This window comes from Arthrobacter glacialis, assembly GCF_002909415.1.
Lineage (GTDB): Bacteria > Actinomycetota > Actinomycetes > Actinomycetales > Micrococcaceae > Specibacter > Specibacter glacialis.
In genome coordinates, this window is the sequence record NZ_PPXB01000021.1 from 1 (window position 1) to 25,219 (window position 25,219).

Genomic DNA, 25,219 nt, shown 5'->3' on the forward strand with positions numbered 1-25,219 from the left:
CGCTCCGCCGGCAAGAAATGCGCATGACGGGAAGGCCTCTGGGGAATATCCATGAATAATTATCTCCTCCTGCCCCACCAAACATGAATGAGAAAAACTCTCTCACTCAAGGCTGGCACGTAGGGGAAGAGGGGCACTTTTCGCGAACGCTCCTGCAGTCTGTGAGCGAGCGTTCGCGAAAAGTGCCCCGTATCTGAAGGAGCGTTGTGTGTGGAGCGTTGTGAGCGGGTCAGCCCAGGGTGTTCAGCGCCTGCTCCAGGTCTGCAATGAGGTCGGCAACGTCCTCAATGCCCACCGACAACCGGATCAAATTGACCGGTACGGCCAGCTCGGTCCCCTTGACGGAGGCGTGCGTCATCTCCGAGGGGTAGTTCATGAGCGATTCAATCCCGCCCAAAGACTCGGCCAGGGTGAACAGGTGCGTTGACTCGGCAACCTTGCGTGCCGCCGCCTCGCCGCCCTTGAACTGAACGGAGATCATGCCGCCAAAGCCGCGCATCTGCTTCGCCGCCAACGAATGGCCTGGATGATCCGGCAGGCCGGGGTACAGCACACGCTCCACTTCGGGCCGGGTAAGCAGCCATTCGGCAATGGCCTGGGCGTTGGTGCAGTGCCTGTCCATGCGCACCCCCAGCGTCTTAAGCCCGCGCGTGGTCAGCCACGCCTCCATGGGGGCTGACACGGCGCCCACGGCGAACTGCACAAAGCCGATTTTCTCGGCTGCCTCCGGGTCGGAGAGCACAATGGCCCCACCGGAGGCATCGGAGTGCCCGCCAATGTACTTGGTGGTGGAATGCACCACCACATCCGCGCCCAGGGCCAGCGGGTTTTGCAGGTACGGGGAGGCGAAGGTGTTGTCGACCACCAGCAGCGCCCCGGCGGCATGTGCCACCTCGGCGAGCGCGGCAATGTCAGTAATCTTCATCATGGGGTTCGACGGCGTCTCCACCCACACCATCTTCGTCTTGCCTTCCGGACCACCGGCGGCTACAGCGGCAGCCAGCACGCCGGCGTCGGACATGTCCACGGCAGCGTTGCTGATGCCCCACACCGACAGGACCCGGTTGATGAGCCGGTACGTGCCACCATAAACGTCGTTGCCCATGATGATGTGATCGCCCGGAAGCAACAGGGCACGGATCAAGGCGTCCTCCGCGGCAAGACCCGAGGCGAAGCTGAACGCGAACTCGCCACCCTCCAGCGCCGCAAGCTGGGTCTGGAGCGAATCACGGGTGGGGTTGGTGCCGCGGCCGTACTCGTAGCCGTTGCGCAGCTGGCCAATGCCGTCCTGGGCGAACGTGGTGGTCTGGTACAGCGGCACAATGACGGAACCCGTGGTGGGATCCGGGGTCTGGCCGGCATGAACCGCGCGGGTGTTGAATCCTTCAGTCATGGTGTCTCCTAGCGTGGTGGAAAGTCAGTCGTTGAGATAGTTCAGCAGGTCGTGGCGCGTCAACACGCCCACGGGCGCACCAACAAACGTCACCATGAGGGCGTCCACGTCCTGCAGTTTGGCACGCGCCGCGGCGATGGGTTCCAAGGAGCCGATGATGGGCAGCGGGGGCTGCATGTGTTCGGTGATCTTGTCCGTCAGCTTAGCTTCGTGGCGGAAAAGCTTGCCGGTGAGGGTGCGCTCATCCACCGAACCAATCACCTCGCCCATGACCACCGGCGGTTCAGCGGACAGCACGGGAATCTGCGAGACGCCGTATTCTGCCATCAGGTTGATGACGTCGCGGACGGTCTCGTTCGGGTGGATGTGGACCAGGTCCGGCAGCTGCCCCGTCTTGGCCTTGAGCAGTTCCCCAATGGCTGGCTCATCCGTGGCCTTCAAGAAGCCGTACGACTGCATCCACTTGTCATCAAAGATCTTCGCCAGATACCCGCGGCCGCTGTCCGGAAGCAGGACGACGACGACGGCCTCCTCACCCAGGTCCTTGGCCGCCGCCAGCGCGGCCACCACGGCCATGCCGGAGGATCCTCCCACCAGCAGGCCCTCCTCCCGGGCCAGGCGCCGGGTCATGGCGAAGCTGTCGTTGTCGCTCACGGCCATGACCTGGTGCGGCACCTTGGGGTCATAGGAGGGAGGCCAAATGTCCTCGCCCACGCCTTCAACAAGGTACGGCCGCCCGGTGCCACCCGAGTACACCGACCCTTCGGGGTCGGCACCAATGACCTGTACTTCGCCACCCTCGTCGGCGGGCCGGTCCTTGGAGACCTCCCGCAAGTAGCGGCCCGTGCCGGAGATGGTGCCGCCGGTGCCCACGCCGGCCACGAAGTGTGTGACCTTGCCTTCTGTGTCACGCCAGATTTCCGGGCCCGTTGTTTCGTAGTGGCTCAGCGGCCCGTTTTGGTTGGAAAACTGGTCGGGCTTGTAGGCGCCGGGGATTTCGGTCACCAACCGGTCGGAGACGCCGTAGTACGACTGCGGGCTGTCGGGTGCAACCGCTGTGGGCGTCACCACAACGTCCGCACCGTAGGCCCGCAGCACGGCACGTTTGTCCTCGCCCACCTTGTCGGGGACCACAAACACACAGTTGTAGCCGCGCTGCTGGGCCACCATGGCCATGGCCACGCCGGTGTTGCCGCTGGTGGGTTCCACCACGGTGCCGCCGGGCTGGATGAGGCCTGCTTTGGCAGCCTCGTCCAGCATCTTCACGGCGATGCGGTCCTTGGCGGATCCGCCGGGGTTCATGTACTCAAGTTTCACCAATATGGTTGCTTTGATGCCCTCGGTGACCTTGTTCAGTTTCACCAGCGGTGTGTTGCCGATCAGGTCCAGGACTGAATTCGCGTACTTCATGAGTCCAAACGTATCGGTAAGCGGCCGCCGTGACCACCGGGCATTACGCCGTGCTGGCGGCCCACAACACTGCCCCCTGCGCGCAGGGGCGTACGGGTATAGGATTCGGCCATGGAATACACTCAGGACATCATTGTCAACGTCCCGCGGCAGCGCTTCATTGAGCTGTTCGACAATGTCGAGAACATGCAGCAGTGGATGGATGGCCTTCTCTCCTTCGAGCCCCTGACAGGGGTGCCCGGCCAAGCCGGTGCCACCTCCAAGCTCACGTTCAAGCGCGGACGCGGCACCATGGAAATGGTGGAGACCATTGTGCGCAGGGAACTGCCGGACCATTTTGACGCCAACTACGACGCCAAGGGTGTGCACAATATCTGTGAGAATCAGTTCATTGAACTGGACGGCACAGCCACCAAGTGGGTGGCACACAACATCTTTGAGATGAAGGGTTTCATGAAGGTGGTTGGGCTGCTCTTTGGCGCCAGTTTCCCGAAGGAAAGCTACAAGTCCATGGAGGCGTTCAAGGCCTTTGCCGAGGCCAACGCCTAGAATCACGGGATGCTCTCCGCCACCGATCCCCTTCCCCTGCACCCGCAACGAATCCTGGTGGCCGGGGTTTCCGGCTCCGGCAAGACGTCACTGGCCGGGCGGTTGGGGCAGCTGCTGGAGGTTCCCCACACCGAGATCGATGCTCTGTTCCACGGACCAAACTGGACGGAGCGCACGGATTTCATGGCCGACGTCGACCATCTCAGCAGCGCGCCGGGCTGGGTCACGGAGTGGCAATACCGACAGGCGCGCCCCCTGCTGGCTGAACGTGCCGACACGCTGTTGTGGCTCGATTTCCCCATGCCGGTTTCCATGTGGCGGCTCATCCGGCGCACGGCCAGGCGGCGGCTGCGTCGCGAGGAACTGTGGAATGGCAACTTTGAGGGGCCCCTGTGGACACTTTTCACCGACCGCGACCACATCATCCGGTGGGGCTGGCAAACCCGAAACAAGCTCAAGGCTGCCATCCCGGTTTTGGCGCAATCTCAGCCACATCTGCAGGTTGTCCGTTTGCACTCACCCCGCGAGGTGGAGCACTGGGTGAAGAACCTTCGCCACGCCCTCGCAGCTGGCTGGTAGCCTCAAGCCATGACTCCCGATGAGCTGGCCGATCTGGCCCACCTGCGCCGGGCACGGGACATGATCGATCGGGACTATGCCCTGCCCCTGGATGTGCCCACCATCGCTGCGAAGGCGTTGATGTCCCCAGCCCACTTCTCCCGAAAATTCAAGGAAGCCTACGGCGAAACGCCCTACAGCTACCTGATGACCCGCCGCATTGAACGGGCCGCGGCATTGCTGCGCGGCGGGATGTCGGTGACGGATGCGTGCATGAGTGTGGGAGCCACGTCGCTGGGATCCTTCAGTTCACGGTTTACCGAGATCATGGGCGAGACACCCAGCAGCTACGGAGCCAGGAAGCACACCGCCATTGAGGCCATGCCACCATGCTTTGCCAAAGGCACCACCCGCCCAGCCAGGGTAAGTCGCACCTAGGCCAGCGTCCGGAAAAGTCGAGCAGGAATGGAGAAGCAGACCAGGGTGCTTAGGGATAGTTTCTACTTATGGCTATTTCACTTCAGTACACAAACATCACCGTCAACGACGCCGAGGAATCAATCGCCTTCTACCGCGATGCCCTTGGCCTAAGCGTCAGCAACGACGTCAAGTCCGGCGAATTCCGCTGGGTCACGCTCAGCACGGACACCCAGCCTGGTCTGGGGATCGTCATCTCCGAACCCCATGCCGGGCGCTCCAAGGCCGACGGCGACGCCCTGCAGGAGCTGCTCATCAAGGGCATGCTCCCCATGCTCGTGTTCAGCACCGACGATTTGGACGCAACCTTTGAGCAGGCCACGGCCGCTGGTGCCGAGGTTCTCGAGGAACCCAAGGATCAGCCCTGGGGCCCACGGGACTGCGCGTTCCGCGATCCCTCGGGGAACATGGTGCGCGTCTCACAGGCCTAGCCCACCTGGTCCATTTCACCCGCCGCGCCCGTCCCCGCTTTTCGCGCCCGTCCCAACGGGCGCGAAAGCAGGGGACGGGCGCGGCGGGTCGCTGTGGGGCTGTGGATAACCGCTCCGGGTTTTCCACAATTTCCGGATTGCCCCTTACCTCCGTGCCGGCCCGCTGGAACGCTTGACTCCATGAAGCCACCACGCCTGATTCTCCCCTCCGACATGGAATTGCAGGGCCTGGATTCCCGGCTCCTGGCCAAGCTCAAAAGACAGGGGCGCCTGGCATGTGTCCGCCGCGGCGTCTATATGGAAGCCGCCGAGTGGAACGCCATGGGCCCTGCGACACAATACGGCCAGCAGGCGGCGGCATTTCAAACGCGGTCGCGGCGTCCACCGGTCTTCTGCCACGCCACGGCGGCGCTCGTGTGGGGCTTGTGGCTCGTGGGCAATCCCCAGCGGATACATGTCATCACTGAGTCGAAGGCAGGGGGCCGCAGCCGTGACGACATCAGCCGGCATGTTGGCTCACTGGGCGAAGGCGTTGTCCAGTGCGGAGGCCTCCTGTTTACCGACAAGCTGACCACCACCATGCAACTCATCACCGGGTTGTCCTTTGAACTCGCCGTGGCAATCTGCGATTCCAGTCTTCACCGCCCCATGAGGCACAAAGCCGAAAACACTTTCACACCGGCAGGCACCCCAGCCGGCATCCCTGAACCATCGTGGAACAACGACCAGCCCCAGGGCCCGCCCCTGAAAAAGTCAGAGCTGATGAGCGCTGCGGAGCAGCTCCCCTCGCAGGCCGCCCGGAATCGCGCCATGGCAGTGATTGAATTTGCGTCCGGGCTCTCCGGCTCCGCGGGTGAATCCCTGAGCCGGGTCAGGATGAATCAGCTGGGTTTCACCACCCCGGAGCTGCAACGCAAGTTCGTGCTCCGCGACGGCAGCGACGCATTCGTCGATTTCTGGTTCGGGGAGCAGTGCAAGGCCGGGGAATTTGATGGCCGGGGCAAGTACCTGCGTAGTGACTGGAGCGGGGGAACTCCCGTTGCGGACCGAATCCTGAAGGAAAAGGACCGCGAGGACCAAATTCGTGCGCAGGGTGTTGGGTTCTTTCGATGGACCTGGGCCGAAATGATGAACCTGCGCGGCTTCGAACGGCTGCTCCGCCAGGCCGGGATACCGCAAAAATAGCCCGCTCCAACGAGCACCGCGCCCGTCCCCGCTTTTCGCGCCCGTTGGGACGGGCGCGAAAAGCGGGGACGGGCGCGGTGGCGTGGGCAGCCGGTGCGAGTGGGACCAGTGGGGGCTAGATCAGGCCGTCCGAGAGGTGGTTCGGGGTGCCGAAGCGGTGCGCCGTGATGCTGACTGCCTGCTCATGCAGGAACGGCAGCATCTCAACGCGGCCAGCCTCGGTGACCTCGCCAGCGTAGATGGCCAGATCCGGACGTCCGCCGGTTGCTTCGTAGACAGCACTGGTGTCGCCGCCAATCAGCCGGATGCGGCCGGCACCGAACGCGCGGGCGGTACCCAGCCATTCGGCGTCGGACTCCACGGTGACGTTGATGCGCAGGCTCAGCAACAGGGCCTGCACCGAGGTGGGAAGTGCGACGCCGGAGGAGGCTTCCGGTGTTGCTCCGGCGGTGATGCCTGCCGCAAGAACGCGGATCAACTTGGCAACGGGCTCACTCTCAGCCAGGCGCACCAGCGGGTTCAGCGGCAGGTAGCGGAACACATTGCGCTCGGCGGAGAGCCCCGAAACATCCTTGACCACACCAAACTCGTCAGCCCATGCGGCGGCGTCGCTGTGCAGCGAGCGCAGCAGGAATGCCTGCTCCGCAGCTGTCAACTCGGTGGCAGCAGCAATCATCTTGGCGGCGGGGTCACCCAGCGGCTCGGTGGCCGTGGATTCGGCGGTTTCCCACGAGCCCAACCCCATGAGGTAGTTGGGTCCGCCCGCCTTGGTGCCGGCACCCACTGCCGACTTCTTCCAGCCGCCGAACGGCTGGCGCTGAACAATGGCACCGGTAATGCCGCGGTTGACGTACAGGTTTCCGGCCTGGACGGTGTCCAGCCAGAGGCCAATCTCCGCGGAATCCAAGGAATGCAGGCCGGAGGTGAGGCCGTAGTCGATCGCATTGACCATGGCAATGGCCTCCTCGAGCGTGTCTGCCTGCATGACGCCCAGCACGGGGCCAAAGAACTCGGTCAGGTGGAAGGTGGAGCCCGCGGCAACGCCCGTGCGAACACCCGGGGACCAGAGCCGTCCGGTGGAATCGAGCTGCTGGGGCTCGATGGCCCAGCTTTCGCCGCTGTCCAGGGTGGTCAGGGCTCCCAAGAGCTTGCCGGCGGCCGGTTCAATGACCGGGCCCATCTGCGTGGTGGCCGTCTCCGGGTAGCCAACGCTCAGGCTGGAGGCGGCATCGATCAGCTGGTTGCGGAAACGGGCTGACTTCGCCACCGACCCCACCATGATGACCAGCGATGCGGCGGAGCACTTCTGGCCGGCGTGGCCAAACGCGGACTGGACCACGTCCTTCGCAGCCAGGTCAAGATCTGCGCTGGGGGTGACGATGATGGCATTCTTGCCGGACGTCTCGGCCAGCAGTGGAAGATCAGTGCGGAAGCTGCGGAACAGTTCTGCTGTCTCGTAGCCGCCGGTAAGAATCACACGGTCCACGGCCGGGTGGCCCACCAGTGCCTTGCCCAGCTCGTTCTCACCGAGCTGGACCAGCGCCAGCACCTCGCGGGGAACACCGGCTTCCCACAATGCTGCCACCATGAGTGAGCCGCTGCGCTGGGCTTGCGGTGCAGGCTTGATGACGACGGCGGAGCCAGCGGCCAGTGCGGACAGCGTTGAGCCGGCAGGGATGGCGACCGGGAAGTTCCACGGCGGGGTCACCACTGTGAGCTTCGCTGGGACGAACGCTGCGCCGTCGACAGTTTCCAAATCTTTGGCGCGCTCGGCGTAGTAATGGGCAAAGTCGATGGCTTCGCTGATCTCCGGGTCGGACTGGTCCAGTGTCTTGCCGGTTTCGGCGGCCATAACCTCCATGAACTCGGCGCGGCGGGACTCCATCACGTCGCCTGCACGGTGCAAGATGGCCGCACGCTCGGCGCCACTCAGCGCTCCCCACGCAGCAGCGGAGGCGACGGCGGTGTCCACAATGCTGTTCAACTCATCCAGTTCGGTGACAGTGGTGGCCGCGACAATGTCGTTGGCCAGCACGGAGCCGGGGATGCGGGCCAGAATGTCCTTGCCCCAGGCGTGGTTGGCCACCAGTGACGGATCGGTGTCCGGGGTGTTGGCGAAGGAATCCGCGGGCGCTGCAACGGCGGGCTGATTGCGGTCCTGGACACGGTTGGTGGGCGGCACAGTGGTGTCCAGGTCCGCCAGGGAGGCTAGGAAGCGCTGCTGTTCGCGCTGGAACAATGCCTCATTCTCGGAGAGTTCAAACACGGCTGACATGAAGTTGTCCTGGCTGGCACCTTCCTCCAAACGGCGAATCAGGTACGCGATGGCAACGTCGAACTCGCCCGGGTGGACCACGGGTGTGTACAGCAGCAGTGAGCCAACATCTTTGCGGACGGCCTCGGCCTGGCCGGTGGCCATGCCCAGCAGCATCTCAAATTCCAGCTGGCCGGAGGTGGTGTCGATGCCGCGCTGCTTGGCCAGCAGCCAGGCGTGGGCAACGTCGAAGAGGTTGTGGCCGGCCACGCCGACGTGGACGGCGTCAATGTGCTCGGGGGTCAGCGCGTAGTTCACCATGCGCTTGTAGTTGGTGTCCGAATCCTGCTTGCTGCCCCAGGTGGCCAGCGGCCAGCCGAAGACTGACGCCTGCACCTGTTCCATGGGCAGGTTGGCGCCCTTGACGATGCGCACCTTAACGGCGGCGCCACCTTCGGCGCGGCGCCGCGTGGCCCATTCGGTTAGGTCGATCATGGCCGCGAGGGTGTCCGGCAGGTAGGCCTGGAGCACAATGCCGGCCTCCAGGTTCCTGAACTCCGGCTTGTCCAAGATGCGCTTGAACACGGCGATGGTCATGGTGAGATCCTTGTACTCCTCCATGTCCAGGTTGATGAACTTGGCCTTGGGAAAGGAGTTGGCCAGCGTATACAGCGGGGTGAGCTTCTCAACGATGTGGTCAACGGCGTCGTCGAAGGCCCACGGCGAGTGGGGTGCCACGGTGGAGGATTCCTTGATGGAGACATAGTCGACGTCGTCCCGCGCCAACAGATTCAGGGTTCCCTCAAGGCGGCGGGCGGCTTCGTTCTCACCCAGGACCGCCTCACCGAGGAGGTTGATGTTCAGGTCCACGCCACCCTTGCGGATCTTGGCGATGGCCGGGCCCAGCTTGGCATCGGTGGCGTCCACAATCAAGTGGCCCACCATGTCCCGGAGCACCCTGCGGGCAATCGGGATGACGATGCCCGGCAGGATCGGGGCCATCATGCCGCCGATCCGGACGGCGCCGCGCATGTACCACGGCAGAAACGCCGGAACCTTGGGGGCCAGGATGGCAAGGTTGCGGGCGGCAACCGCCAGGTCCTCGGGACGAATCACGCCATCAACAAAACCCACGGTGAAGTCCAGGCCATTGGGGTCCTTCAGGACGCCGGCAAGGCGCTGGGCCGAGACATCCGCCGGGAACGTGGCGGCCTCGGTGAGCCAATGCCGGACAAGGGCGATGGTTTCCTGGGCAAGATCATTGCTGGGAACCGGAATGTTTGCGGAAGTGGCCGCGGTGACGGAACTAGTCATAGTTGCTGATGCATTCATTTCTGCTGGCTCTATTGGGGGTTGGGGAATTCGATTCTAATGACCAGTATGAGACCTTTGTTCAATAAGAAAAAGTGGTGATTTATGATGAATATTAGTCATTTCTACTAACTCTTTGGGAGGCGCCCATGCTGGACGTCAAACGCCTGCGATTGCTGCGGGAACTGCAGCTTCGCGGGACCTTGGCCGACGTGGCCGCGACCTTGCAATACAGCCCCTCTGCCGTGTCCCAACAGTTGGCACTGTTGGAGAAGGAGGTAGGCGTAAAGCTCCTGCTCAAAGTGGGCCGGCGTGTGCAGCTCACGCCCCAAGCCGAGATCTTGGTGGAACACACCACTGAGCTTTTGGAGACCTTGGAACGGGCGGAGGCAGACATGTCCGCCTCCTTGACCACCGTGACCGGCACAGTGAAGCTGGCCGTGTTTCAATCGGCGGCCCTGGCACTGTTGCCGGACTTACTCACTGCCATGGCGGCGGCCCACCCCGATGTGCGGATTGAGATGGTGCAACGCGAACCCGAAACGGCACTGTACGAGACGTGGGCCCGGGACTTTGATCTGGTCGTGGCCGAACAGTATCCCGGCCATGCCGCTCCCCTGCATCCGGGGCTGGACAGGATCACCCTCACCACCGACGCCATCCGGCTGGCAGTTCCCACTGCCGGCGTGGCTGGCGGCATGACCCGGCTGCGCACGGAGCCCATCACAGACCTTGAGGACACGGCCAACCTGCCCTGGGTCATGGAACCGCGCGGCGCGGCATCGCGCCACTGGGCCGAACAGGCGTGCCGGCAGGCAGGTTTTGAGCCGGATGTGCGCTTTGAAACGGCCGATCTGCAGGCCCAAGTCAGGCTCATTGAATCCGGCAACGCCGTGGGGCTGATGCCGGACCTCATGTGGACCGGGCGACCTCCCGCCCTCACGCTGATCGACTTGCCCGGACTCCCCCGGCGCACAGTCTTCACCTCGGCGCGACGGGCCAGCCGCCGTCGTCCGGCCATTTTGGCGTGCCGGGAAATCCTGGCGCAGACGGCACAGTCGCTCACCATCTAGCTTCTCCAGGAGGTCCGACGGCGGATGGCCGGGTTCGTTAGGCCAGCTCGGCGATGATGGGACCCAGCAGGCGGCGCAATTGTTCGGCATCCCTCCGCGCCGACTCGCTCAGAAGCACCCGATTTGGTCCTGCCCGATGAAGCCAGAAACCGGCAACGGGCAGGATCAGCACGTCCAGTTCAAAGGGTGCCGCCTTGTTTCCGCGGTTCTTTTCGATCGACTGCACCAAGGAAGTCATCATCATGCCGTGGGCCCTGAGGTTGGCGTGGAATGCCGGTGCACGATCCGCCAACGACATGTACTCGATGCCTGCGTTGCTGGGCATATCCAGATGATCGGCCAATAAATCGGAGAACCAGAGTACCCATTCATCGGCGAGGGCGACGTCGGTGAGTGGACCAGTGACAGGAATGCGCTCAGCAACTTCTGGCACCACGGGTGGGACAAAGAACGGTTTGGTGGCAGGCAATCCCAGCGAGTCTCAAAGGTGAAGTGCCACCGTCAGCGGCCAAAAGAGGCCCTCGCTCATACGCCAGCTCCGCGTTCTCGCAAACTGCATCGCGCCCCCTAGTGTGTGCCCTCACCCTACGTCTGTCCGCCGAGCGTGGCTACGACCAGCGGCGCACAGCCCACTTCTCGGCCAGGCCCAACAGAGCGTCGGTGGCTTTTCCGAGAATGGCCAACAGCACAATGGCCAGCAGCAATCTGTCGGTGCGGCCGTTGTTTTGCGAATCCGTCAGCAGGAATCCGAGCCCCATGGAGGAGGCGATCAGTTCCGCTGCCACGAGGAACAGCCACGCTTGGGCGAGCGCCAGGCGCAGGCCGGAGAAGATGGCCGGAACCACTGCCGGTAGCTGAACAGTGGTCAGTAATTTGAGGCCCTTCAAGCCAAAGGCCCGGGCTGCCTCAACCAGATTTTTATCCACGTGGCGCAATGCCAAGGAAACCGTGGTGAACACAGGAAAGAACGCACCAATGACTATCAGCGTGACCTTTGAATCTTCGCCGATCTTCATCCACAGGATCAGCAGCGGCACCCACGCCAGTGAGGGGACGGCACGCAGCGCCCCGATCGTGGGTCCCAGTAACACGTCAGCCGCTTTGGAAAGCCCTACGAGAGCCCCCAGCGATAAGCCCAGGACTGCGCCGATGAGGAAGCCGATCAACACCCGTTGGGTCGAGATGGCCACGTGGTTGAATAATTCATTGCGCCCGATGAGCTCGGTTCCGGCGTCCAGTACTGCGCGGGGCGACGGCAGCTGGACCGGTGAAAACACCCCGGCAGCGGTGCTTAGCTGCCAGGCGAGCAGGATTAGGACAGGAAGAATCAGGCCCAGACCCAGCCTGGTCCACGAACGGGCGAAGATAGCAGAACCCGCCTTCGGCGAAGCTTTCGTTGCCGTGCTAGCCGCTGCGCCACTATGGACAGCCATCATGATTCCTTGATGGAGGCGGGATTGGCTTTCACGGCCAGAGAATCATCCAGGAGGGAGGACAGCGCGGTGTCCACCTCGGCCTGGGTCTTGACATCACCGAGCTCCACAAACGTGGGCCCAATCTTCGCCAGCACTGCCCGCTGCTTCTCGCCCGGGATGCCGGAGACATTAAGATTGCTGCGTTTAAGTATGACGGTGCTGGCAACTTCCGGCTTGAGTCCTGCGGCTGTAGCCAGGATCTGTGCTGTCTCTTCGGGGTTTTCCGCTGCCCAAATACGCGCCTTTTCATAGGCGTCCACCACGCTCTGCGCCAGTTCCGGCTTGTCCTTCAGGAATGACTCTGTGGCGTTCAGGAAACCGTAAGTATTAAACTCCAGGTTCCGGTAAAAGAGGGTTGCACCTTCTTGTTCGGCCGTGGCCATGATCGGGTCCAGACCTGCCCACGCATCAACGGAACCGTTCTCCAAGGCGGCCCGGCCATCGGCATGCTGGAGATTCTGCACTGTGACGTCATCTGTGCTCAGGCCGGCCGCCTCCAAAGCCTGGACCAGGAAGAAGTAGGGATCGGTGCCCTTGGTGGCAGCTACTGACTTGCCTTTGAGATCGGCTACCGAGGTGATGGCTGAGCCCTTGGCGGCAACCAGGGCAGCCCATTCGGGCTGGGAGTAGATGGAGATCGTTTTAATGGGCGATCCATTGGACCGGGCCAGCAGCGCGGCTGATCCTGCCGTGGAGCCGACGTCGATGGCTCCGGCGAGCAAAGCCTGATTGGCCTTGTTTGAACCGGCGGACTGCACCCATGTCACGGTGACGCCCTTGCTGGCCAGGGTTGCCTCCAGCCAGCCCTTTTCCTTGATGACAAGGCTCAGCGGGTTGTAGGTGGCAAAGTCGATGGTTAGTGTGCCGCCATCCTTGCCGGCGATGTCGGTGGCTGCATTCTCGCCGGCGCACCCCGCTAGGGCGAGTGCGGAGACGGCGGCAGCGACGCTGAGGAAGGAACGGCGGTTAAGGGTGGGAGAAAAAGGCATGGTGGTCCTCACGAAAGGTTGTGTTGATGAAAGGGTGTGGGAAAAGTGGCTAGTGGCCGTTGACGCCAAGGCTGGCCAGCAGTGAACTTCGAAGTCCGGCCAGCGCCGTTGATGCCCGGTCGCGGGGGCGGGGGCCCGGCACTTCCACGGTGCGCACAATGGTGGCCCCCGGAGCGCCGGTCCCGTCAGGGCCAAGCAAAATGATGTGGTCGGCGAGCTGAAGGGCCTCGTCGACATCATGGGTGACCAGCAAGACAGTGGTGGGCTCGGCCTGGTGTACGTCCAGCAGCAAATCCTGCATGGTGATCCGGGTCAGTGCATCCAATGCGCCGAAGGGCTCATCCAGCAGCAACACCCCGGGGTTTCGGGCCAGCGCCCTGGCCAGCGACGCCCGCTGGGCCATGCCGCCGGAGACCTCGCGCGGGCGGTGACCGGCAAATTCGGACAACCCCACCAGTCCGACGAGCCTTTCAACTACCTCGCGGGTGCGGGCGGCGTTGGCGCCGGCGGGGACGCCAATCGCCACGTTTCCGGCGATGGATTTCCATGGCAGCAGCCTGGGTTCTTGAAAGGCGACGGCGCAGCGCGAATCAATGCCGGACACGGCAGTGCCGTTAATAGTCACCGCGCCTGTGCTGGGCGTATCGAGCCCTGCCACGGCGCGCAGCAAAGTGGACTTCCCGCAGCCGGAGGGCCCCAATAACGCCACGATCTCCCCAGCTTGCACGTCGAAGGAAACCTCCCGAAGCACCGTGTGGGCACCGTGTCCAGTCCCAAAGGACCGGCCCAGGTTCTGAAAGGACACAGCCATGGCGGCAGTACCTTGCGGATCTGGCAGGGCGGAGGCCGTGGCAACGGACGGCGAAAGTAAAGCAGGCATGAGTGCACTCCATCGGTCCTGGCGGTAGCACCCTGCCGGCATTGATACCCGCACAGGGTGTCAACCAGGGTTGCTGCGGCGTCGTGGAGCCAGATCTCTCGGCCGCTCGGGATGGTCAACGTAAGACTAAGTCCTGCAGCAGGACCGGCAAAAATCGGGGCCGGTTCGGCAGTTCGCGAATCGTAACAATCCGAGCGCCCGGCCGGGGCCGCATTTGATGTCACACACCTGGTTGTCAGCCCGGTGTGCCACCATGGACCCATGACAGTCGCCGCAACCGCGGGGCCCACAATGGTTTGGGATGCCCACGGACCCTACTCCCTACACGGGACGTTGGGCATCATTGGTAGGGGCCCTGCCGATAAAACCATCCGGCTGGCCCCGGGCGCGGCCTGGCTGGCCTTCAACACCCCCTCCGGACCAGCAACTTTGGGCATCAACCAACAGGGCAACGAGCTGCACGCCCGGGCTTGGGGTCCCGGCGCGGACCACGCCCTGACGGGCGTCCCGGCGCTGCTGGGCACCCACGACGACTGGTCCCATTTTGATTCACCCGGCTTTGCCGCCACGCTCCCCCGCGCAGTGAGGGATGCCCGACGCCGGCACCAGGCAGTGCGGCTGCCCTCCACCGGGCGCATGGTTGACGCCCTGGTGCCTGCCATCTTGGAGCAAAAGGTCACATCCCTTGAGGCTCTTCGCAGCTACGCCGTCTTGTTGCGCAGATTCGGCACCGAGGCCCCGGGCGTTGGTGCTGACCCGGGTGTTCCGCACAATCTCCTGGTGGCCCCCACCCCCGCCCAATGGGCCGCGATTCCATCCTGGGAATGGCACAAGGCAGGTGTTGGACCACAGCGCTCGGCCACCATTGTGCGGATGCTGCGAGCGGCGTCGGGCTTGGAGCGTTTGGCGAAGCTGCCAGCAGCGGAAGCGGGCGCAAGGATGCAGAGCATCCCCGGCGTTGGGGTATGGACGGCGGCGGAAGTCACCCAGCGCACCCACGGTGACGCCGATCAGGTGGCCGTGGGCGACTACCACCTGGCCGCCTACGTGGGCTGGGCGCTGGCCGGGAAACCAGTGGACGATACTGGCATGCTGGAACTTTTGGAGCCCTGGCGCGGGCACCGGCAGCGGGTGGTGCGCATGTTGCAACTCAGTGGTTTCCGCAAGCCGATGTTCGGTCCGCGCATGACCATCCAAGACCACCGCGGGCACTGACGTGCTGGCCGGATGCGTTCACACTGCGGAACCGCTTCCGGGGCCGGCCCCGCCATCGCCTAGGCTGGTGGAATGAGTGAGATCATCAACCTACAGGCCACGTTCATCCCCAATGAGGGCGAATTCTTCCGCGTGAAGCTCGCCCTCGAGATCGCGATTGAGCAGGTCGTCGAAGAAACCGGCTGCATTCAGTATGAGATCACGGAGGAATCCGAGGAAAAGATTGTCCTGACTGAGCAGTGGGCGTCCGAGGCGGACCTGGAAAAGCACGGCAAGGGCATCGCCGTTCAGGACCTGAACGAATCCCTCAGCGCGCTGTTGGCGGAGCCGGTCAAGCTGGAACGCCACTAACAACGAATGACGCCAACGTCGAGGGGCCCGTCACCAGATGGTGACGGGCCCCTCGACGCCTGCGCGAAGAACTCTATTCGGCTGCACTACCTTCGGCCTGCTTGGCGGCCACGGCTGCGTGAACCTCGCTCATGTCCAGTGCCTTGACGGCCGTGATGACCTCATCCAGCTGGGTGCCGTTGAGCGCACCGGGCTGGGCAAAAACCAGCACCTTTTCCCTGAACGCCATCAGCGTGGGGATGGAGGTGATGTTTGCTTCGGCGGCGAGCTGTTGCTCGGCTTCCGTATCCACCTTGGCGAACACAATGCCGTCGTGCTTCTCGGAGGCAGCCTCATAGGTGGGCGCAAAGCGCACGCAGGGCTGGCACCAAGACGCCCAGAAGTCAACGATCACAATGTCATTGCCTTCAATGGTGGGACCAAAAGTTTCTGTGGTGATATCAACTGTAGCCATGCGTTAACCGTACGGGACGGGACAAAAGCATGGCTACAGTTTCGCTCAACGCGTGAGCGGGAATATCGGGATCAGACCCCGAGCGGTGCGTGCTCCGTCAGGAGCTTTCGTCCGGCAAAGATGACGACGGCGCTGATCAGAACAGCCGCTGCCGCAACATAAAAGGTGGCCGAGGCGTTGACGTGTTCGGCGATCTTGGCCGCCATGAATGGGGCCAGGGCGCCGCCCATCCAGCGGATGAAGTTGTAGCCGGCGCTGGCCACAGGGCGCGGGGAGTCCGAGACGGACATGGCCATTTCGGTGAACAAAGTGTTGTTGATACCCAGCAGCGCACCGGAGAGGACTGTCAGCACCACAACGGTGGTGACCGAGTGCCCGGCAGCCAGGGCGAGGCCGATGAGGATCACCATCAAGCCCAGCAGGGACCCGGTGAGTGCTCGGGTCGGCCCAAACCAGCGCTGAACCAGTGGCGCCACGAAGACCGAGAAGACGGCCACGGCAACGCCCCAGCCAAAGAATACGGCGCCGATCCCGTAGGCATCAAAGCCCAGGATGAAGGGCACAAAGGCCAAGATGGTGAAGAAGCCGTAGTTGTAGAACAAGGCGCTGCCGGCCGTGGTGCGCAGCCCCTTGTGGCCCAACGCCAACAGCGGGTCGCGCAGCCGGGTCTTGGTGGCAGGCAGCGGAGCCTTGGGCAACATGACAATAACCAAGATGAAGGCGATGGCCATGGCCGTTGCCGTGCCAAAGAACGGTGCACGCCATTGCCAGCCACCCAGCAGGGCACCCATGAGCGGGCCAAGGGACAAGCCCAAACCAAGGGCGGCCTCGTACAAAATGATCGCCGTGGCCGCGCCGCCGGAGGCAACCCCCACCATGACGGCCAAGGACGTGGCAACGAACAAAGCATTGCCCAGGCCCCACCCGGCGCGGAAGCCCACCAGTTCATCGACCGTGTTGGAGAATCCCGACAAGGCCGAGAAAACCACAATGATGCCCAGCCCAATCAGCAGCGTCTTCTTGCCGCCAATGCGTGAGGACACAAACCCGGTGATCAACATCGCGATGGCCGTCACCAGGAAGTAGCTGGTGAAAAGCAGGGACACCTCACTTGGGGTGGCGTCCAGGTTCTCGGCAATGGCCGGCAGAATGGGATCCACCAGACCAATGCCCATAAAAGCAAACACGGCCGCGAACGCCACCGCCCACACGGCCTTGGGTTGTTTCAGCATGGAACGTTTCTCGTTCGCCAACACGTCGTCAATCTGTTGGGCAGCCTTGGCTGCCGTTGTGCCTTGCACGGTTTCTCCTTGCTTCATGATGTTCTTGCGGCAGTACGTGCCATCGCTGTCAGCTGGCCAGTGCCTCGTTGAGTTTGGCAATGGCGGGAATCGCTTTGGCCACGGCCTGGAGCTCATCGGCGTCGAGAGTCTTCAGCGCCGTGGCCATCGTGGCGTTGCGGCGGGCATTGGCTTCAGCTAGGGCGCTGCGCCCGGCATCCGTGAGACCAACCAGGACCACGCGGGCGTCGGATTCATCAGCTTTGCGCTCCACCAGCCCCAAACTGCCCAGCTTGATGACCTGCTCGGTGGCACTGGGGACGCGGATGCCGGCGTTGCGGGCAATGGCTCCCACCCGCAGTGGTTGGGCGGCGATCATGTTCAAGGTGGCCACTTGGCCGGTACTCAATTCACCGTCCGCGTCAATGGAACGGACCAAATAGACGGCCTGGCGCAGAATGTCGCGATACCGGCGGGCCAAGTCATGAAGCTCAATGTCGTCCATAGTTAGGTAGCCTAACATATAGTTAGGGCACCTAACAGTCTCTTGTTGTGCAGCCAACCATTGGTGAGGCCTCCCACCTGCCCTGGCTCCGGCGTCGAACACCGGGGGCGAAACACTTCAAGGAAAGGTCGCCGGGAGGACACATGGTATTCACAGCCAATTCACCCGGCCCGTGGATACTGGCGTTATTGACTATAGAAAAGGAAGCAGCGATGACTTTCACTTCAGGAGACCCCATGACACGCCCCATCCACCACCGCGCATTCGTAGACCCCGAGAACCACGAAGTCTGGCCGGCACTGAACAAGAATCAGCCCGTAGCGCTGGTCAACGGCCGCGGCTGGCGCCTGTCCGGCCGCGTGGAGACGCTCAGCAGCGACCGCCAGTGCCTTTGGATCCAGCTCGACGCCGGCATGGGCCGCCAGCTGATCCACCACCAGGACGGCTTTGTGCTTGATGGCTACACCGACATCAACTGACGCCGAGCAAACAAAAAACGCCCGATTCCTCCATGGAATCGGGCGTTTTTCTTGCGGGTCTGGCCCTGGCCTTGACTGCCGGCTAGTCCTCGGGACCGATCATGGACACAAACTCCATTGCCTCGGCAGTACCAATGTCCGCATGGCTGCACAGGAGGCTGGCTGCGCCATCGAGATCCCCAGCCCGAGCCAGAGTACGGATGCGGGCGAAAATCTCTTCGTTCAGGCGCGTGCTGGCAACTTCACGAACCTCCTCGCCGCTCGTCACGATGGCACGGTAGCGGTACTTGCTAGCTGCCGCCGGAATGCCGACCACCTCCGCACTGGCCGCTTCCACGGCGGCAGACTCCTGGGGAGCTAGATCCTGCAGAGTGGCCGGCTGTGGGGCCGCGTTCATGATGTCTTCCACCGTCAGCGCTGCGTCCGCTTTTGCTGGTTCGGGGGACGGCTGGGGAAATTGCGCCAACGCGGCGATGGCAGCGACTGATTCAGCCAAGCCCAGGCGCGTGGCCTTGCGGTATTCCTTCACTGCGCTGAGTACTTGATTTTGGGCTATCAAGGAATAGACGGTTCGGTGCAGTTCCGGTGTGAGTCTGGCGCTGGCTTCCTCGGCGCCCTCCCGGGTGACCTCCGGGCCGCGGCGCAGCGGCTTCCCTGACTTGGATGCGGCGACCTTGGGTCCGCCAGCCTCGGCCGGAGTCTGGTGAACGGCCCGGCCACGACGCCCAATGAATCGGTTAGCAACAACCACGACGATGACAACGACCAGCACAATTATCAGGGGCACAACATATTCCATGCCTTAACTGTAGTTCCGCCAGCCACATCACAGGCACAGAACACAAAAAACCCGGAACCCCAGCGATTACTCGCGGTGGTTCCGGGTTTCCCGTTTGGTGGCAGATACTGGATTCGAACCAGTGAAGGCGTTGCCAGCTGATTTACAGTCAGCCCCCTTTGGCCGCTCGGGTAATCTGCCGTGGCCAGTCAAACCTCAACATCAGGTTCAACTTTCGCCCCCAACAAGTGGGAGCAGTAAAACTGTACTAGGGTTTTGCCGAAAAACCGAATCGAGAGCTTTTGCGGCCCCTTGGCCGCCGATATTGGGCCAGCAAAACAGCGCTTTCCGGGCATAAACGCGCTTTGTCCGCTCATGGGGTGTTGCCCAACCCCCTATAAGCGGACAAAGTACGTTTATGCGAAGATCCGCGGATTGGGCAGGCTTAGACGCCCGGCTGGATCCGCTTCACAAGCTGGTTTTCCAAGAACGCTGCCTGCGACGCGGTGATTTGACCTAGTTGCACGGCCCGGGCCATGTCTTCATGCACCCCGGCGATCCTCGAAGAGGCGGAGTTGGGCGGGGAACTGATGATGCTGCCCGAATTCAGGCCTGATGCTGACGCGCCAGCCAGCGCAGGGCCACTCAAAACTGTTACAGCGGCCAACGTTGCCGCCGCCACCGCAGTTCCTACAGCTGCTCCCACAGTTCTTTTGGCGGGCCGGGCTTTGGCACTGGCAACGTTCTCCCCTGCCACAGGCGGCAGGGGCTCGTTGTCAGGTGCTGACGCCGTGCGGTCCTTGCTGGTCATCGCTCCTCCTCATTGCTGGATGTCTCAACAACGTCAACTTTGCCAAGCGCAAATGTGCACGGGCCGTACAGATCCTAAGAACAAACTGTGAGCGCCCTCCCTAAACCTCGCTTCTCCCCAGCGGCTCCCACCGCTCGCAAGCTCGCGGCGGGACCCTCGCCGCCGTGGACCCGCACTTTGGGGCCCTCGGGCGCTACGCTTGTATTCAGATCAATCGCTCAAATTTCCACGTACATGGAGGAATCATGGCTAGTGAGTCAACATTCGACGTCGTCAGCAAGGTCGACAAACAAGAGGTCGCCAATGCGCTGCACCAGGCCCAGAAGGAAGTAGTCCAGCGCTACGACTTCAAGGGAGTCGGTGCTGAGATCGATTTCAGTGGCGAAAAGATCTTGATCAAGGCCAACTCTGAAGAGCGCGTCATGGCCGTCATGGACGTTTTCGAATCCAAGCTGATCAAGCGCGGCATCTCCTTGAAGTCCCTGGACGCCGGCGAACCCTACGCCTCTGGCAAGGAATACCGCCTCGAAGCCGAAATCGTTGAGGGGATTGCCCAGGACATCGCGAAGAAGATTAACAAGTTGATCCGTGATGAGGGTCCCAAGGGCGTCAAGTCCACCATCCAAGGCGATGAGCTTCGCGTGAGCTCCAAGAGCCGTGACGACCTTCAGGAAGTCATGGCGCTCCTGCGCAAGTTCGAGGACGCCGACCTGCAGTTCGTGAACATGCGCTGACCGCACAGCGCACCTAAAGCGCCTACCCGATGGATTTACCCACCACACAGTGGGCAACTATTCATCAGGTGGGCGCTTTTTTGCTCTTGCCTGCAGCTCGCGTGCGGGCATAGTCTTCCCTTGTCCCTAGCCAACAATGTGTATTTTGGAGCTGCCATGACTTCGCATGATTTCCCCGCCGGCGCACCGTGCTGGATTGACCTGATGACCTCGGATATGAGCCGTTCACGCGAGTTTTACACAGCGCTCTTCGGCTGGAATTACGAGGTGGGGGATGAAGAGAAGTACGGCGGCTACACCACGGCCTTCAAGGACGGCAAGAGCGTTGCCGGACTCATGCAGAGCCAGGACGGCGGCCAGGGCTACCCGGACGTGTGGAGCACCTACCTGCGCGTGGATGACATTGCCGCGTCCGTGTCGGCAGCCACCAACGCTGGCGCCATTTCCTACCTGGACCCCATGGACGTGCCGGAACAGGGAAAGATGGCCATGCTCGGCGATCCCAGCGGCGCCTCCGTGGGGCTGTGGGAATTTGGCGGCCACACAGGTTTTCAGGCCCACGAGGAAACCGGCGCCGCCGCCTGGCACGAACTGCACAGCAAGGACTACCCGGCCGCCGTGAGCTTCTACCGGGACGTTTTTGGCTTGCAGACCTCGGTCATGAGTGACACCCCCGAGTTCCGCTACACAAATCTGCTCGACGGCGAACAAGAGTTGGCTGGCATCATGGATGCCGCCGCGTTCCTGCCGGATGAAGTCCCCTCCAGCTGGCAGGTGTACTTCCAAACGGACGACGTCGACGCCACAGTAGCCTTGGCACTCACCCTGGGTGGCACGGTGATCAATGCGGCGGAGGACTCCCCGTACGGCAGGATTGCCGGGCTGAGTGACTGCACGGGCGCCATGTTCAAGCTAGTCCAGCCCCAGGCCTAGGCACCCAAACAAACTGACCCGCAGAAATCGACGTAAATATGCGTTCTTGATGCATTTTTCGTCGATTTCTGCGGGTCAGTTGTTTAGAGGCCCAGCTCCCCCAGTTTCTTCAGGGTCGTGGCGTCAAGCAGAACCAGGGCCGGCACGGTGCTGGTGGTCAGCCCCGTCCACTTTTGGTTGCTGCCGTCTGTTGTCTGGTACAGGATGGGCAGGCGGGTGGCCCTGTTCAGGTCCATGGAACGTCCCGGCGAAGCCACCGAGTTCAAGTGGCCGTCAGCCTGATACACCCATTGCTGAGACGCATTGGAGACGTCGCAGTTGCTGGGCCGACTCGGGTTGTTGCTGGTGATGCACAGATCCGGACGGGCCACACTGTGCACGGCACCGCGGGCATCCATGACCCACTTCTCATTGGCCGCGCCGGTGCATTCGGTGGCCACCGTTGCTGCCGCGGGAACACGGGCCTCCAGCGTCCCATCGGGGTTGGTGTAAAGCTTCAGGCAGTAACCTCCAGCTACCCCGCTGTTGCCAATGTCAACTTTGATGGCTGCGCCGGCAGGAACCACCGGGGTGGCCGGGGAGGCAGTGAGCGCTGAACTGCTGAGCAACTCCTTGAACCGGGTCTGTGTGGCGGTGGTGGCCATGGTGTCCTGGTAGTAGCGCACAAAGTTCTCAGCATTCTTCTTTGCCAACTCCATGCCGAGGATCTTCTCGGCAACAGTCTTGGCGGCCGGGCTCAAGAGGTTCAGGCTGCCCTTCCAAGTGGTCAAGGCCGCCTTTGAAGCGTGACCCAGCAAGGGGAACGTGCTGGTGGCCAGCGATTCCAGTTCCGTTTGCAGGGCCGGCAGTTCGGCGTCGCGCACGGCCGTGTATCCGGCATCCTGGCCAATGGTCACCGCAGAAGGCATGGCCGGCAAATCCGTGGCGATATCGATGCGGTTGCCGTACTGGCTGGTGACACCGTTTTGCTTGCAGGACAGCTGGGCACCCGTGGGCTTGTCGGCCTGGGCAATGTTGATGTTGAACTGCAGGGCGTTGCCCACGGGAACTCCACTGACGCCGCCGCTGAGCGCAAATGCCTTGGATGCCCCGCCAAGGAAGTCAACGTCCATCCAGCAAACCCGGGTGGCCGCCGGGGCGTCCTGAACCGGCGCCGGGTAGTTGAAGGCGTTGCCCCAGTTGGAGCGGAAGGCCGGGTACAGCACTGCCTTGGTTGAGTCGGCAGGCACATAGCCGCCCAGCAACGTCACCACGGGCACACCAACGGCGGTGGGGCGCAGCGAGTTGAACGCGGGGTTGGCAACCTTGGCGTCCACGTAGCTCTGCGTGGCTGCGTCCCAGTTGCGGTAGCCGCTGGGGTAGGCCAGGTCCGGGACCACCTTGGTCCATGATTCCTGAATCCTGTCCGCGCTGTAGCCGGTGTGAAGGGTGTAGTTCGAGTACTTGCTCTCAACCCAGCCGCCGGCCATGGCGTCCACCAGGTAGTTGTAGGCGCCACCAAAGGTCTGCTTGAACGGCAGGTTGTTGATGCTGACGCCGTCGGGCTGGAATGCACCCATGCGCAAATTGCTGCGCAAGGCGCCACGGTAGGCGTTGTATCCCCAGCCGGAATCGGCGTGGTGGGTGGCGTTGATGGTTGCTGCGTCCCCCGGCAGGGCTGAGTTCTGGCCGGGGTAGTGGCCCAGGCCGTACGAGTGGCCCAGCTCGTGGCTGAGTTCGTTGCCGCTGGAGGCGTAAATGGTGGCCATGCCGTTGCCGCCGGACAGGCCGTGTTCGGCACGCCCGTTGGCGTAGAGCCCGGCCGAGTGGTGGATGATCCGCTGGTTGTACAGGGACGGCTGCTGCTGGTTCATGGGCCCGGAGGTCTGGCCAAAGTTGGCAAGGTTGATGCCCGTTGAGACCTGCGCCTTGCCCACGTTTTCACGCATGTCCCCCGAGTAAACATCGCCGTTGGTCACGGAGGGATTTTCCGGCGTGTAGATGTTTCCGTTGGCCACGATGACCTTGTTCAGCTGCACGGTCTCGTACTTGGCCATGACCAGCTTGGACACCGGGATGGTCTGGAAATAGTCCGCCGCCGACTGCGCCGGCTTGTTGATGAACGCGTGGTCCCCATTCATGTTCGGGGTGGTCAGCATGCCCAATTCAATGTTGTTGATGACCAGCTCGGAAGGTGGGGCCATGGTGATGTTCGACGCCGGAAGGGTGCCGGTGCCGCCGTCGGCCGCGGTAAAGGTAAGTTCCAGCCCGGGGACAACCACATCCCAGGGCAGGTCCACGCTCCAAGCCCGCTTGGAGTACACCACAGCCGGGCGCCCGGCCGGGAAATTCGCATCGGTTTCGGGCAGGGCGTCGGGGGCATTCAGCACAAACACGCCCTTGGCGACGCCCTTGACGCTGGCTGCAACGCTCACGCTGCTGGTGGCCTGCGACGGGGTGAAGAGCAGCAGGGCCTGGCGCTGGGCCACAAGGTCCGGCATCTCCGTCGCGTCATTTCCGGCCGGATTGACCGTAAGGCTTTGGGCGAATTCCACCATGCCGGTCAGCGTGCCTGCGGAGAGGTCGTTGCGGATGGTCCGCGGTGCCCCGTCCTTGTCCACGTCGTGGAAGCCCAGTCCGCGGTCCGCGGGAGCTGCGTTGAGGTATCCGGCAAGGGGGTCCGGCAGTGGCGTCCCCAACTTGACCGGATCGGTGGTGAGAGCAACCGTGACAGTGCCTGCACGCCACGAGGTGACGGGCAGGAAGTAGCCCCGGTCCAGTTCCTCCCGGGTCACCGTGTGCTTGGCCGTCGTGCAGCTGTAGCTTGCACCTGCGGCGAGGCTGGGTTGGGCGCAGTTGCCTGCACCGTCGGCGGTCAAAAAAGGCGTAAATGCGCCGGCAACGGTGGCCACCTCAACGGCATTGGTGCCGTTGTTGGCGACAGTGAAAGTGTAATCAATGGCCTCGCCCACGGTGTACGGCGAGGTTGTTGTGTTGCGCTGAGGATTTGTTGGCGTCCCTGAAATGCTCAGCTGTCCAACGGCAGTGGAGGCCCCTGCACGCAGGTTCACGGCTGGCGTCGAAAGCGTCTGGCTTTCACTGCCCACCTGCCAGGAGGTTGTCGTGGCAAAGGAGCCCGCGGCAAGGTCGGCGGCCGTCACTGTGTGTTTGGCGGTGGCGCACGTGTAGCTGGCACCGGCCAGCAGGTTGACATACCGGCAGTTTCCGCCGCCGTCCGCGGGTACGAACGGCTTGAAGCCGCCCGACAGCGGCACTACCGTCACCGTCTGGGCACGGCTGTTGGTCACCTTGAAGGTGTAGTTCACCTTCTCGCCCAGGACGTAGGGATTCAGCAGGACATCCCGGGTGACGTCGGTGAGCTGACCGGTGATGCTCACGCCGCTGATGTCGATGGCAGCAGTTCCTGCGGCCAGCACAAACGCCGATGCGTTCAGCGGAACGGCGGGTGCGGCGGTGGCCGGAAGCGGCATGCTGCTGCCCACCAAAACGGCCAGCATTGCCCCAGCGAGGACTGTTTTGCTAGTGGTTCTTCTTGAGCCTTTGAAAGGCGAGGTTCTCTTCACTGCGTTCCTAGGTGTCAGGGGTGCCTGCACCCGTGAGCGCAGCACCCAGCGTAGAAATCGTGGCTTGAAGCGCACTGTCCAGATAGGACGTGGGTTCTAACGCGGGCGCAAGGACACCGCCCACAGCTGCT

Annotated in this window: 24 protein-coding genes, 1 tRNA gene and 1 riboswitch; of the genes, 11 read left to right on the forward strand and 14 right to left on the reverse strand. The window is 62.8% G+C overall.

Going from position 1 to position 25,219, the window contains the following annotated elements; translation table 11 throughout:
* Positions 1-229 precede the first annotated feature (229 nt).
* Both CVS28_RS18670 and CVS28_RS18675 read right to left on the reverse strand, forming a co-directional pair.
* Positions 230-1,393, reverse strand: a complete 1,164-nt coding sequence (locus CVS28_RS18670; protein WP_103464935.1) for a cystathionine gamma-synthase — start codon at positions 1,391-1,393, stop codon at positions 230-232.
* A 24-nt stretch (positions 1,394-1,417) separates the two neighbouring features.
* Positions 1,418-2,803, reverse strand: coding sequence for a cystathionine beta-synthase (locus CVS28_RS18675; protein ID WP_103482444.1), 1,386 nt, complete (start codon positions 2,801-2,803; stop codon positions 1,418-1,420).
* 111 nt (positions 2,804-2,914) lie between these two features.
* Between CVS28_RS18675 and CVS28_RS18680 the strand changes: the two genes are divergently transcribed.
* The 5 genes from CVS28_RS18680 (at position 2,915) to CVS28_RS18700 (ending at position 6,003) form a co-directional block, all read left to right on the forward strand.
* The gene (locus CVS28_RS18680; protein WP_103482445.1) at positions 2,915-3,352 is read left to right on the forward strand and encodes an SRPBCC family protein; all 438 of its coding nucleotides are present in this window, start codon (positions 2,915-2,917) and stop codon (positions 3,350-3,352) included.
* Positions 3,353-3,361: 9 nt separating this feature from the next.
* On the forward strand, positions 3,362-3,931 hold the full coding sequence (locus CVS28_RS18685; RefSeq protein WP_103482446.1) for a P-loop NTPase family protein: 570 nt from the start codon (positions 3,362-3,364) through the stop codon (positions 3,929-3,931).
* A gap of 9 nt (positions 3,932-3,940) precedes the next feature.
* Positions 3,941-4,348, forward strand: coding sequence for a helix-turn-helix transcriptional regulator (locus CVS28_RS18690; protein WP_103482447.1), 408 nt, complete (start codon positions 3,941-3,943; stop codon positions 4,346-4,348).
* A gap of 68 nt (positions 4,349-4,416) precedes the next feature.
* Positions 4,417-4,818, forward strand: a complete 402-nt coding sequence (locus tag CVS28_RS18695) for a VOC family protein (RefSeq protein WP_103464940.1) — start codon at positions 4,417-4,419, stop codon at positions 4,816-4,818.
* Positions 4,819-4,998: 180 nt separating this feature from the next.
* Positions 4,999-6,003 (forward strand): type IV toxin-antitoxin system AbiEi family antitoxin domain-containing protein, encoded by a 1,005-nt coding sequence (locus CVS28_RS18700; RefSeq protein WP_103482448.1) that lies wholly within the window; start codon positions 4,999-5,001, stop codon positions 6,001-6,003.
* A 115-nt stretch (positions 6,004-6,118) separates the two neighbouring features.
* Here the strand turns inward: CVS28_RS18700 and CVS28_RS18705 are convergent, their stop codons facing one another.
* Positions 6,119-9,571: a bifunctional proline dehydrogenase/L-glutamate gamma-semialdehyde dehydrogenase gene (locus CVS28_RS18705; protein ID WP_103482449.1), complete on the reverse strand. Its 3,453-nt coding sequence runs from the start codon at positions 9,569-9,571 to the stop codon at positions 6,119-6,121.
* Positions 9,572-9,717: 146 nt separating this feature from the next.
* Between CVS28_RS18705 and CVS28_RS18710 the strand changes: the two genes are divergently transcribed.
* Positions 9,718-10,641, forward strand: coding sequence for a LysR family transcriptional regulator (locus CVS28_RS18710; protein WP_103464943.1), 924 nt, complete (start codon positions 9,718-9,720; stop codon positions 10,639-10,641).
* A gap of 37 nt (positions 10,642-10,678) precedes the next feature.
* Here CVS28_RS18710 and CVS28_RS18715 read toward each other — a convergent pair whose 3' ends face one another.
* From CVS28_RS18715 to CVS28_RS18730, 4 genes are all read right to left on the reverse strand, one after another.
* A complete protein-coding gene (locus CVS28_RS18715) occupies positions 10,679-11,110 on the reverse strand; it encodes a hypothetical protein (RefSeq protein WP_103482450.1) in 432 nt (143 codons plus the stop codon).
* A 139-nt stretch (positions 11,111-11,249) separates the two neighbouring features.
* Positions 11,250-12,077: an ABC transporter permease gene (locus CVS28_RS18720; RefSeq protein ID WP_103482451.1), complete on the reverse strand. Its 828-nt coding sequence runs from the start codon at positions 12,075-12,077 to the stop codon at positions 11,250-11,252.
* On the reverse strand, positions 12,074-13,105 hold the full coding sequence (locus CVS28_RS18725; protein ID WP_103482452.1) for an aliphatic sulfonate ABC transporter substrate-binding protein: 1,032 nt from the start codon (positions 13,103-13,105) through the stop codon (positions 12,074-12,076). The genes CVS28_RS18720 and CVS28_RS18725 overlap by 4 nt, the downstream gene beginning before the upstream one ends.
* 49 nt (positions 13,106-13,154) lie before the next feature.
* Positions 13,155-13,985 carry an ABC transporter ATP-binding protein gene (locus tag CVS28_RS18730; protein WP_103464947.1) on the reverse strand — a complete coding sequence of 277 codons (831 nt, stop codon included), beginning with the start codon at positions 13,983-13,985 and terminating at the stop codon, positions 13,155-13,157.
* A 6-nt stretch (positions 13,986-13,991) separates the two neighbouring features.
* Positions 13,992-14,103, reverse strand: a riboswitch (SAM riboswitch).
* Positions 14,104-14,246: 143 nt separating this feature from the next.
* Here CVS28_RS18730 and CVS28_RS18735 point away from each other — a divergent pair.
* Positions 14,247-15,200, forward strand: a complete 954-nt coding sequence (locus tag CVS28_RS18735; protein ID WP_103464948.1) for a DNA-3-methyladenine glycosylase family protein — start codon at positions 14,247-14,249, stop codon at positions 15,198-15,200.
* 72 nt (positions 15,201-15,272) lie between these two features.
* Complete coding sequence (locus CVS28_RS18740) at positions 15,273-15,551, forward strand: putative quinol monooxygenase (protein ID WP_103464949.1); 279 nt, start codon at positions 15,273-15,275, stop codon at positions 15,549-15,551.
* Positions 15,552-15,624: 73 nt separating this feature from the next.
* Here CVS28_RS18740 and CVS28_RS18745 read toward each other — a convergent pair whose 3' ends face one another.
* The 3 genes from CVS28_RS18745 to CVS28_RS18755 form a co-directional block, all read right to left on the reverse strand.
* A complete protein-coding gene (locus CVS28_RS18745; protein ID WP_103464950.1) occupies positions 15,625-16,005 on the reverse strand; it encodes a thioredoxin family protein in 381 nt (126 codons plus the stop codon).
* Between the two features lie 71 nt (positions 16,006-16,076).
* The gene (locus tag CVS28_RS18750) at positions 16,077-17,306 is read right to left on the reverse strand and encodes an MFS transporter (RefSeq protein ID WP_243399973.1); all 1,230 of its coding nucleotides are present in this window, start codon (positions 17,304-17,306) and stop codon (positions 16,077-16,079) included.
* 49 nt (positions 17,307-17,355) lie between these two features.
* Complete coding sequence (locus tag CVS28_RS18755) at positions 17,356-17,790, reverse strand: MarR family winged helix-turn-helix transcriptional regulator (protein ID WP_243399974.1); 435 nt, start codon at positions 17,788-17,790, stop codon at positions 17,356-17,358.
* A 212-nt stretch (positions 17,791-18,002) separates the two neighbouring features.
* Here CVS28_RS18755 and CVS28_RS18760 point away from each other — a divergent pair, with 212 nt between their 5' ends.
* Positions 18,003-18,269: a hypothetical protein gene (locus CVS28_RS18760; protein WP_243399975.1), complete on the forward strand. Its 267-nt coding sequence runs from the start codon at positions 18,003-18,005 to the stop codon at positions 18,267-18,269.
* 82 nt (positions 18,270-18,351) lie between these two features.
* On the opposite strand, the gene CVS28_RS18765 is transcribed toward CVS28_RS18760, so the two are convergent.
* The 3 genes from CVS28_RS18765 to CVS28_RS18775 all read right to left on the reverse strand — a co-directional run bounded on the left by CVS28_RS18765 (position 18,352) and on the right by CVS28_RS18775 (position 19,858).
* Positions 18,352-19,068, reverse strand: coding sequence for a hypothetical protein (locus tag CVS28_RS18765; protein WP_133159202.1), 717 nt, complete (start codon positions 19,066-19,068; stop codon positions 18,352-18,354).
* A gap of 95 nt (positions 19,069-19,163) precedes the next feature.
* Positions 19,164-19,248 (reverse strand) — tRNA-Tyr (locus CVS28_RS18770).
* Positions 19,249-19,492: 244 nt separating this feature from the next.
* Positions 19,493-19,858, reverse strand: a complete 366-nt coding sequence (locus tag CVS28_RS18775) for a hypothetical protein (protein WP_103464954.1) — start codon at positions 19,856-19,858, stop codon at positions 19,493-19,495.
* Between the two features lie 245 nt (positions 19,859-20,103).
* Between CVS28_RS18775 and CVS28_RS18780 the strand changes: the two genes are divergently transcribed.
* Together CVS28_RS18780 and CVS28_RS18785 are read left to right on the forward strand one after the other, a co-directional pair.
* Complete coding sequence (locus CVS28_RS18780; protein ID WP_103464955.1) at positions 20,104-20,592, forward strand: YajQ family cyclic di-GMP-binding protein; 489 nt, start codon at positions 20,104-20,106, stop codon at positions 20,590-20,592.
* A 156-nt stretch (positions 20,593-20,748) separates the two neighbouring features.
* On the forward strand, positions 20,749-21,525 hold the full coding sequence (locus CVS28_RS18785; protein ID WP_103482454.1) for a VOC family protein: 777 nt from the start codon (positions 20,749-20,751) through the stop codon (positions 21,523-21,525).
* An 83-nt stretch (positions 21,526-21,608) separates the two neighbouring features.
* Here CVS28_RS18785 and CVS28_RS18790 read toward each other — a convergent pair whose 3' ends face one another.
* Positions 21,609-25,022, reverse strand: coding sequence for a M66 family metalloprotease (locus tag CVS28_RS18790; RefSeq protein WP_103482455.1), 3,414 nt, complete (start codon positions 25,020-25,022; stop codon positions 21,609-21,611).
* Positions 25,023-25,219: the final 197 nt, after the last annotated feature.

Bases quoted from the DNA above. Each gene is read 5' to 3' on its own strand.
- CVS28_RS18710 (WP_103464943.1), top strand. From the start codon at position 9,718: ATGCTGGACGTCAAACGCCTGCGATTGCTGCGGGAACTGCAGCTTCGC.
- CVS28_RS18755 (WP_243399974.1), bottom strand. From the start codon at position 17,790: ATGGACGACATTGAGCTTCATGACTTGGCCCGCCGGTATCGCGACATT.
- CVS28_RS18690 (WP_103482447.1), top strand. From the start codon at position 3,941: ATGACTCCCGATGAGCTGGCCGATCTGGCCCACCTGCGCCGGGCACGG.
- CVS28_RS18780 (WP_103464955.1), top strand. From the start codon at position 20,104: ATGGCTAGTGAGTCAACATTCGACGTCGTCAGCAAGGTCGACAAACAA.
- CVS28_RS18730 (WP_103464947.1), bottom strand. From the start codon at position 13,985: ATGCCTGCTTTACTTTCGCCGTCCGTTGCCACGGCCTCCGCCCTGCCA.
- CVS28_RS18680 (WP_103482445.1), top strand. From the start codon at position 2,915: ATGGAATACACTCAGGACATCATTGTCAACGTCCCGCGGCAGCGCTTC.
- CVS28_RS18725 (WP_103482452.1), bottom strand. From the start codon at position 13,105: ATGCCTTTTTCTCCCACCCTTAACCGCCGTTCCTTCCTCAGCGTCGCT.
- CVS28_RS18745 (WP_103464950.1), bottom strand. From the start codon at position 16,005: ATGGCTACAGTTGATATCACCACAGAAACTTTTGGTCCCACCATTGAA.
- CVS28_RS18720 (WP_103482451.1), bottom strand. From the start codon at position 12,077: ATGATGGCTGTCCATAGTGGCGCAGCGGCTAGCACGGCAACGAAAGCT.
- CVS28_RS18765 (WP_133159202.1), bottom strand. From the start codon at position 19,068: ATGGAATATGTTGTGCCCCTGATAATTGTGCTGGTCGTTGTCATCGTC.
- CVS28_RS18760 (WP_243399975.1), top strand. From the start codon at position 18,003: ATGACTTTCACTTCAGGAGACCCCATGACACGCCCCATCCACCACCGC.
- CVS28_RS18705 (WP_103482449.1), bottom strand. From the start codon at position 9,571: ATGACTAGTTCCGTCACCGCGGCCACTTCCGCAAACATTCCGGTTCCC.
- CVS28_RS18695 (WP_103464940.1), top strand. From the start codon at position 4,417: ATGGCTATTTCACTTCAGTACACAAACATCACCGTCAACGACGCCGAG.
- CVS28_RS18790 (WP_103482455.1), bottom strand. From the start codon at position 25,022: ATGCTGGCCGTTTTGGTGGGCAGCAGCATGCCGCTTCCGGCCACCGCC.
- CVS28_RS18775 (WP_103464954.1), bottom strand. From the start codon at position 19,858: ATGACCAGCAAGGACCGCACGGCGTCAGCACCTGACAACGAGCCCCTG.
- CVS28_RS18670 (WP_103464935.1), bottom strand. From the start codon at position 1,393: ATGACTGAAGGATTCAACACCCGCGCGGTTCATGCCGGCCAGACCCCG.
- CVS28_RS18675 (WP_103482444.1), bottom strand. From the start codon at position 2,803: ATGAAGTACGCGAATTCAGTCCTGGACCTGATCGGCAACACACCGCTG.
- CVS28_RS18735 (WP_103464948.1), top strand. From the start codon at position 14,247: ATGACAGTCGCCGCAACCGCGGGGCCCACAATGGTTTGGGATGCCCAC.
- CVS28_RS18740 (WP_103464949.1), top strand. From the start codon at position 15,273: ATGAGTGAGATCATCAACCTACAGGCCACGTTCATCCCCAATGAGGGC.
- CVS28_RS18700 (WP_103482448.1), top strand. From the start codon at position 4,999: ATGAAGCCACCACGCCTGATTCTCCCCTCCGACATGGAATTGCAGGGC.
- CVS28_RS18685 (WP_103482446.1), top strand. From the start codon at position 3,362: ATGCTCTCCGCCACCGATCCCCTTCCCCTGCACCCGCAACGAATCCTG.
- CVS28_RS18785 (WP_103482454.1), top strand. From the start codon at position 20,749: ATGACTTCGCATGATTTCCCCGCCGGCGCACCGTGCTGGATTGACCTG.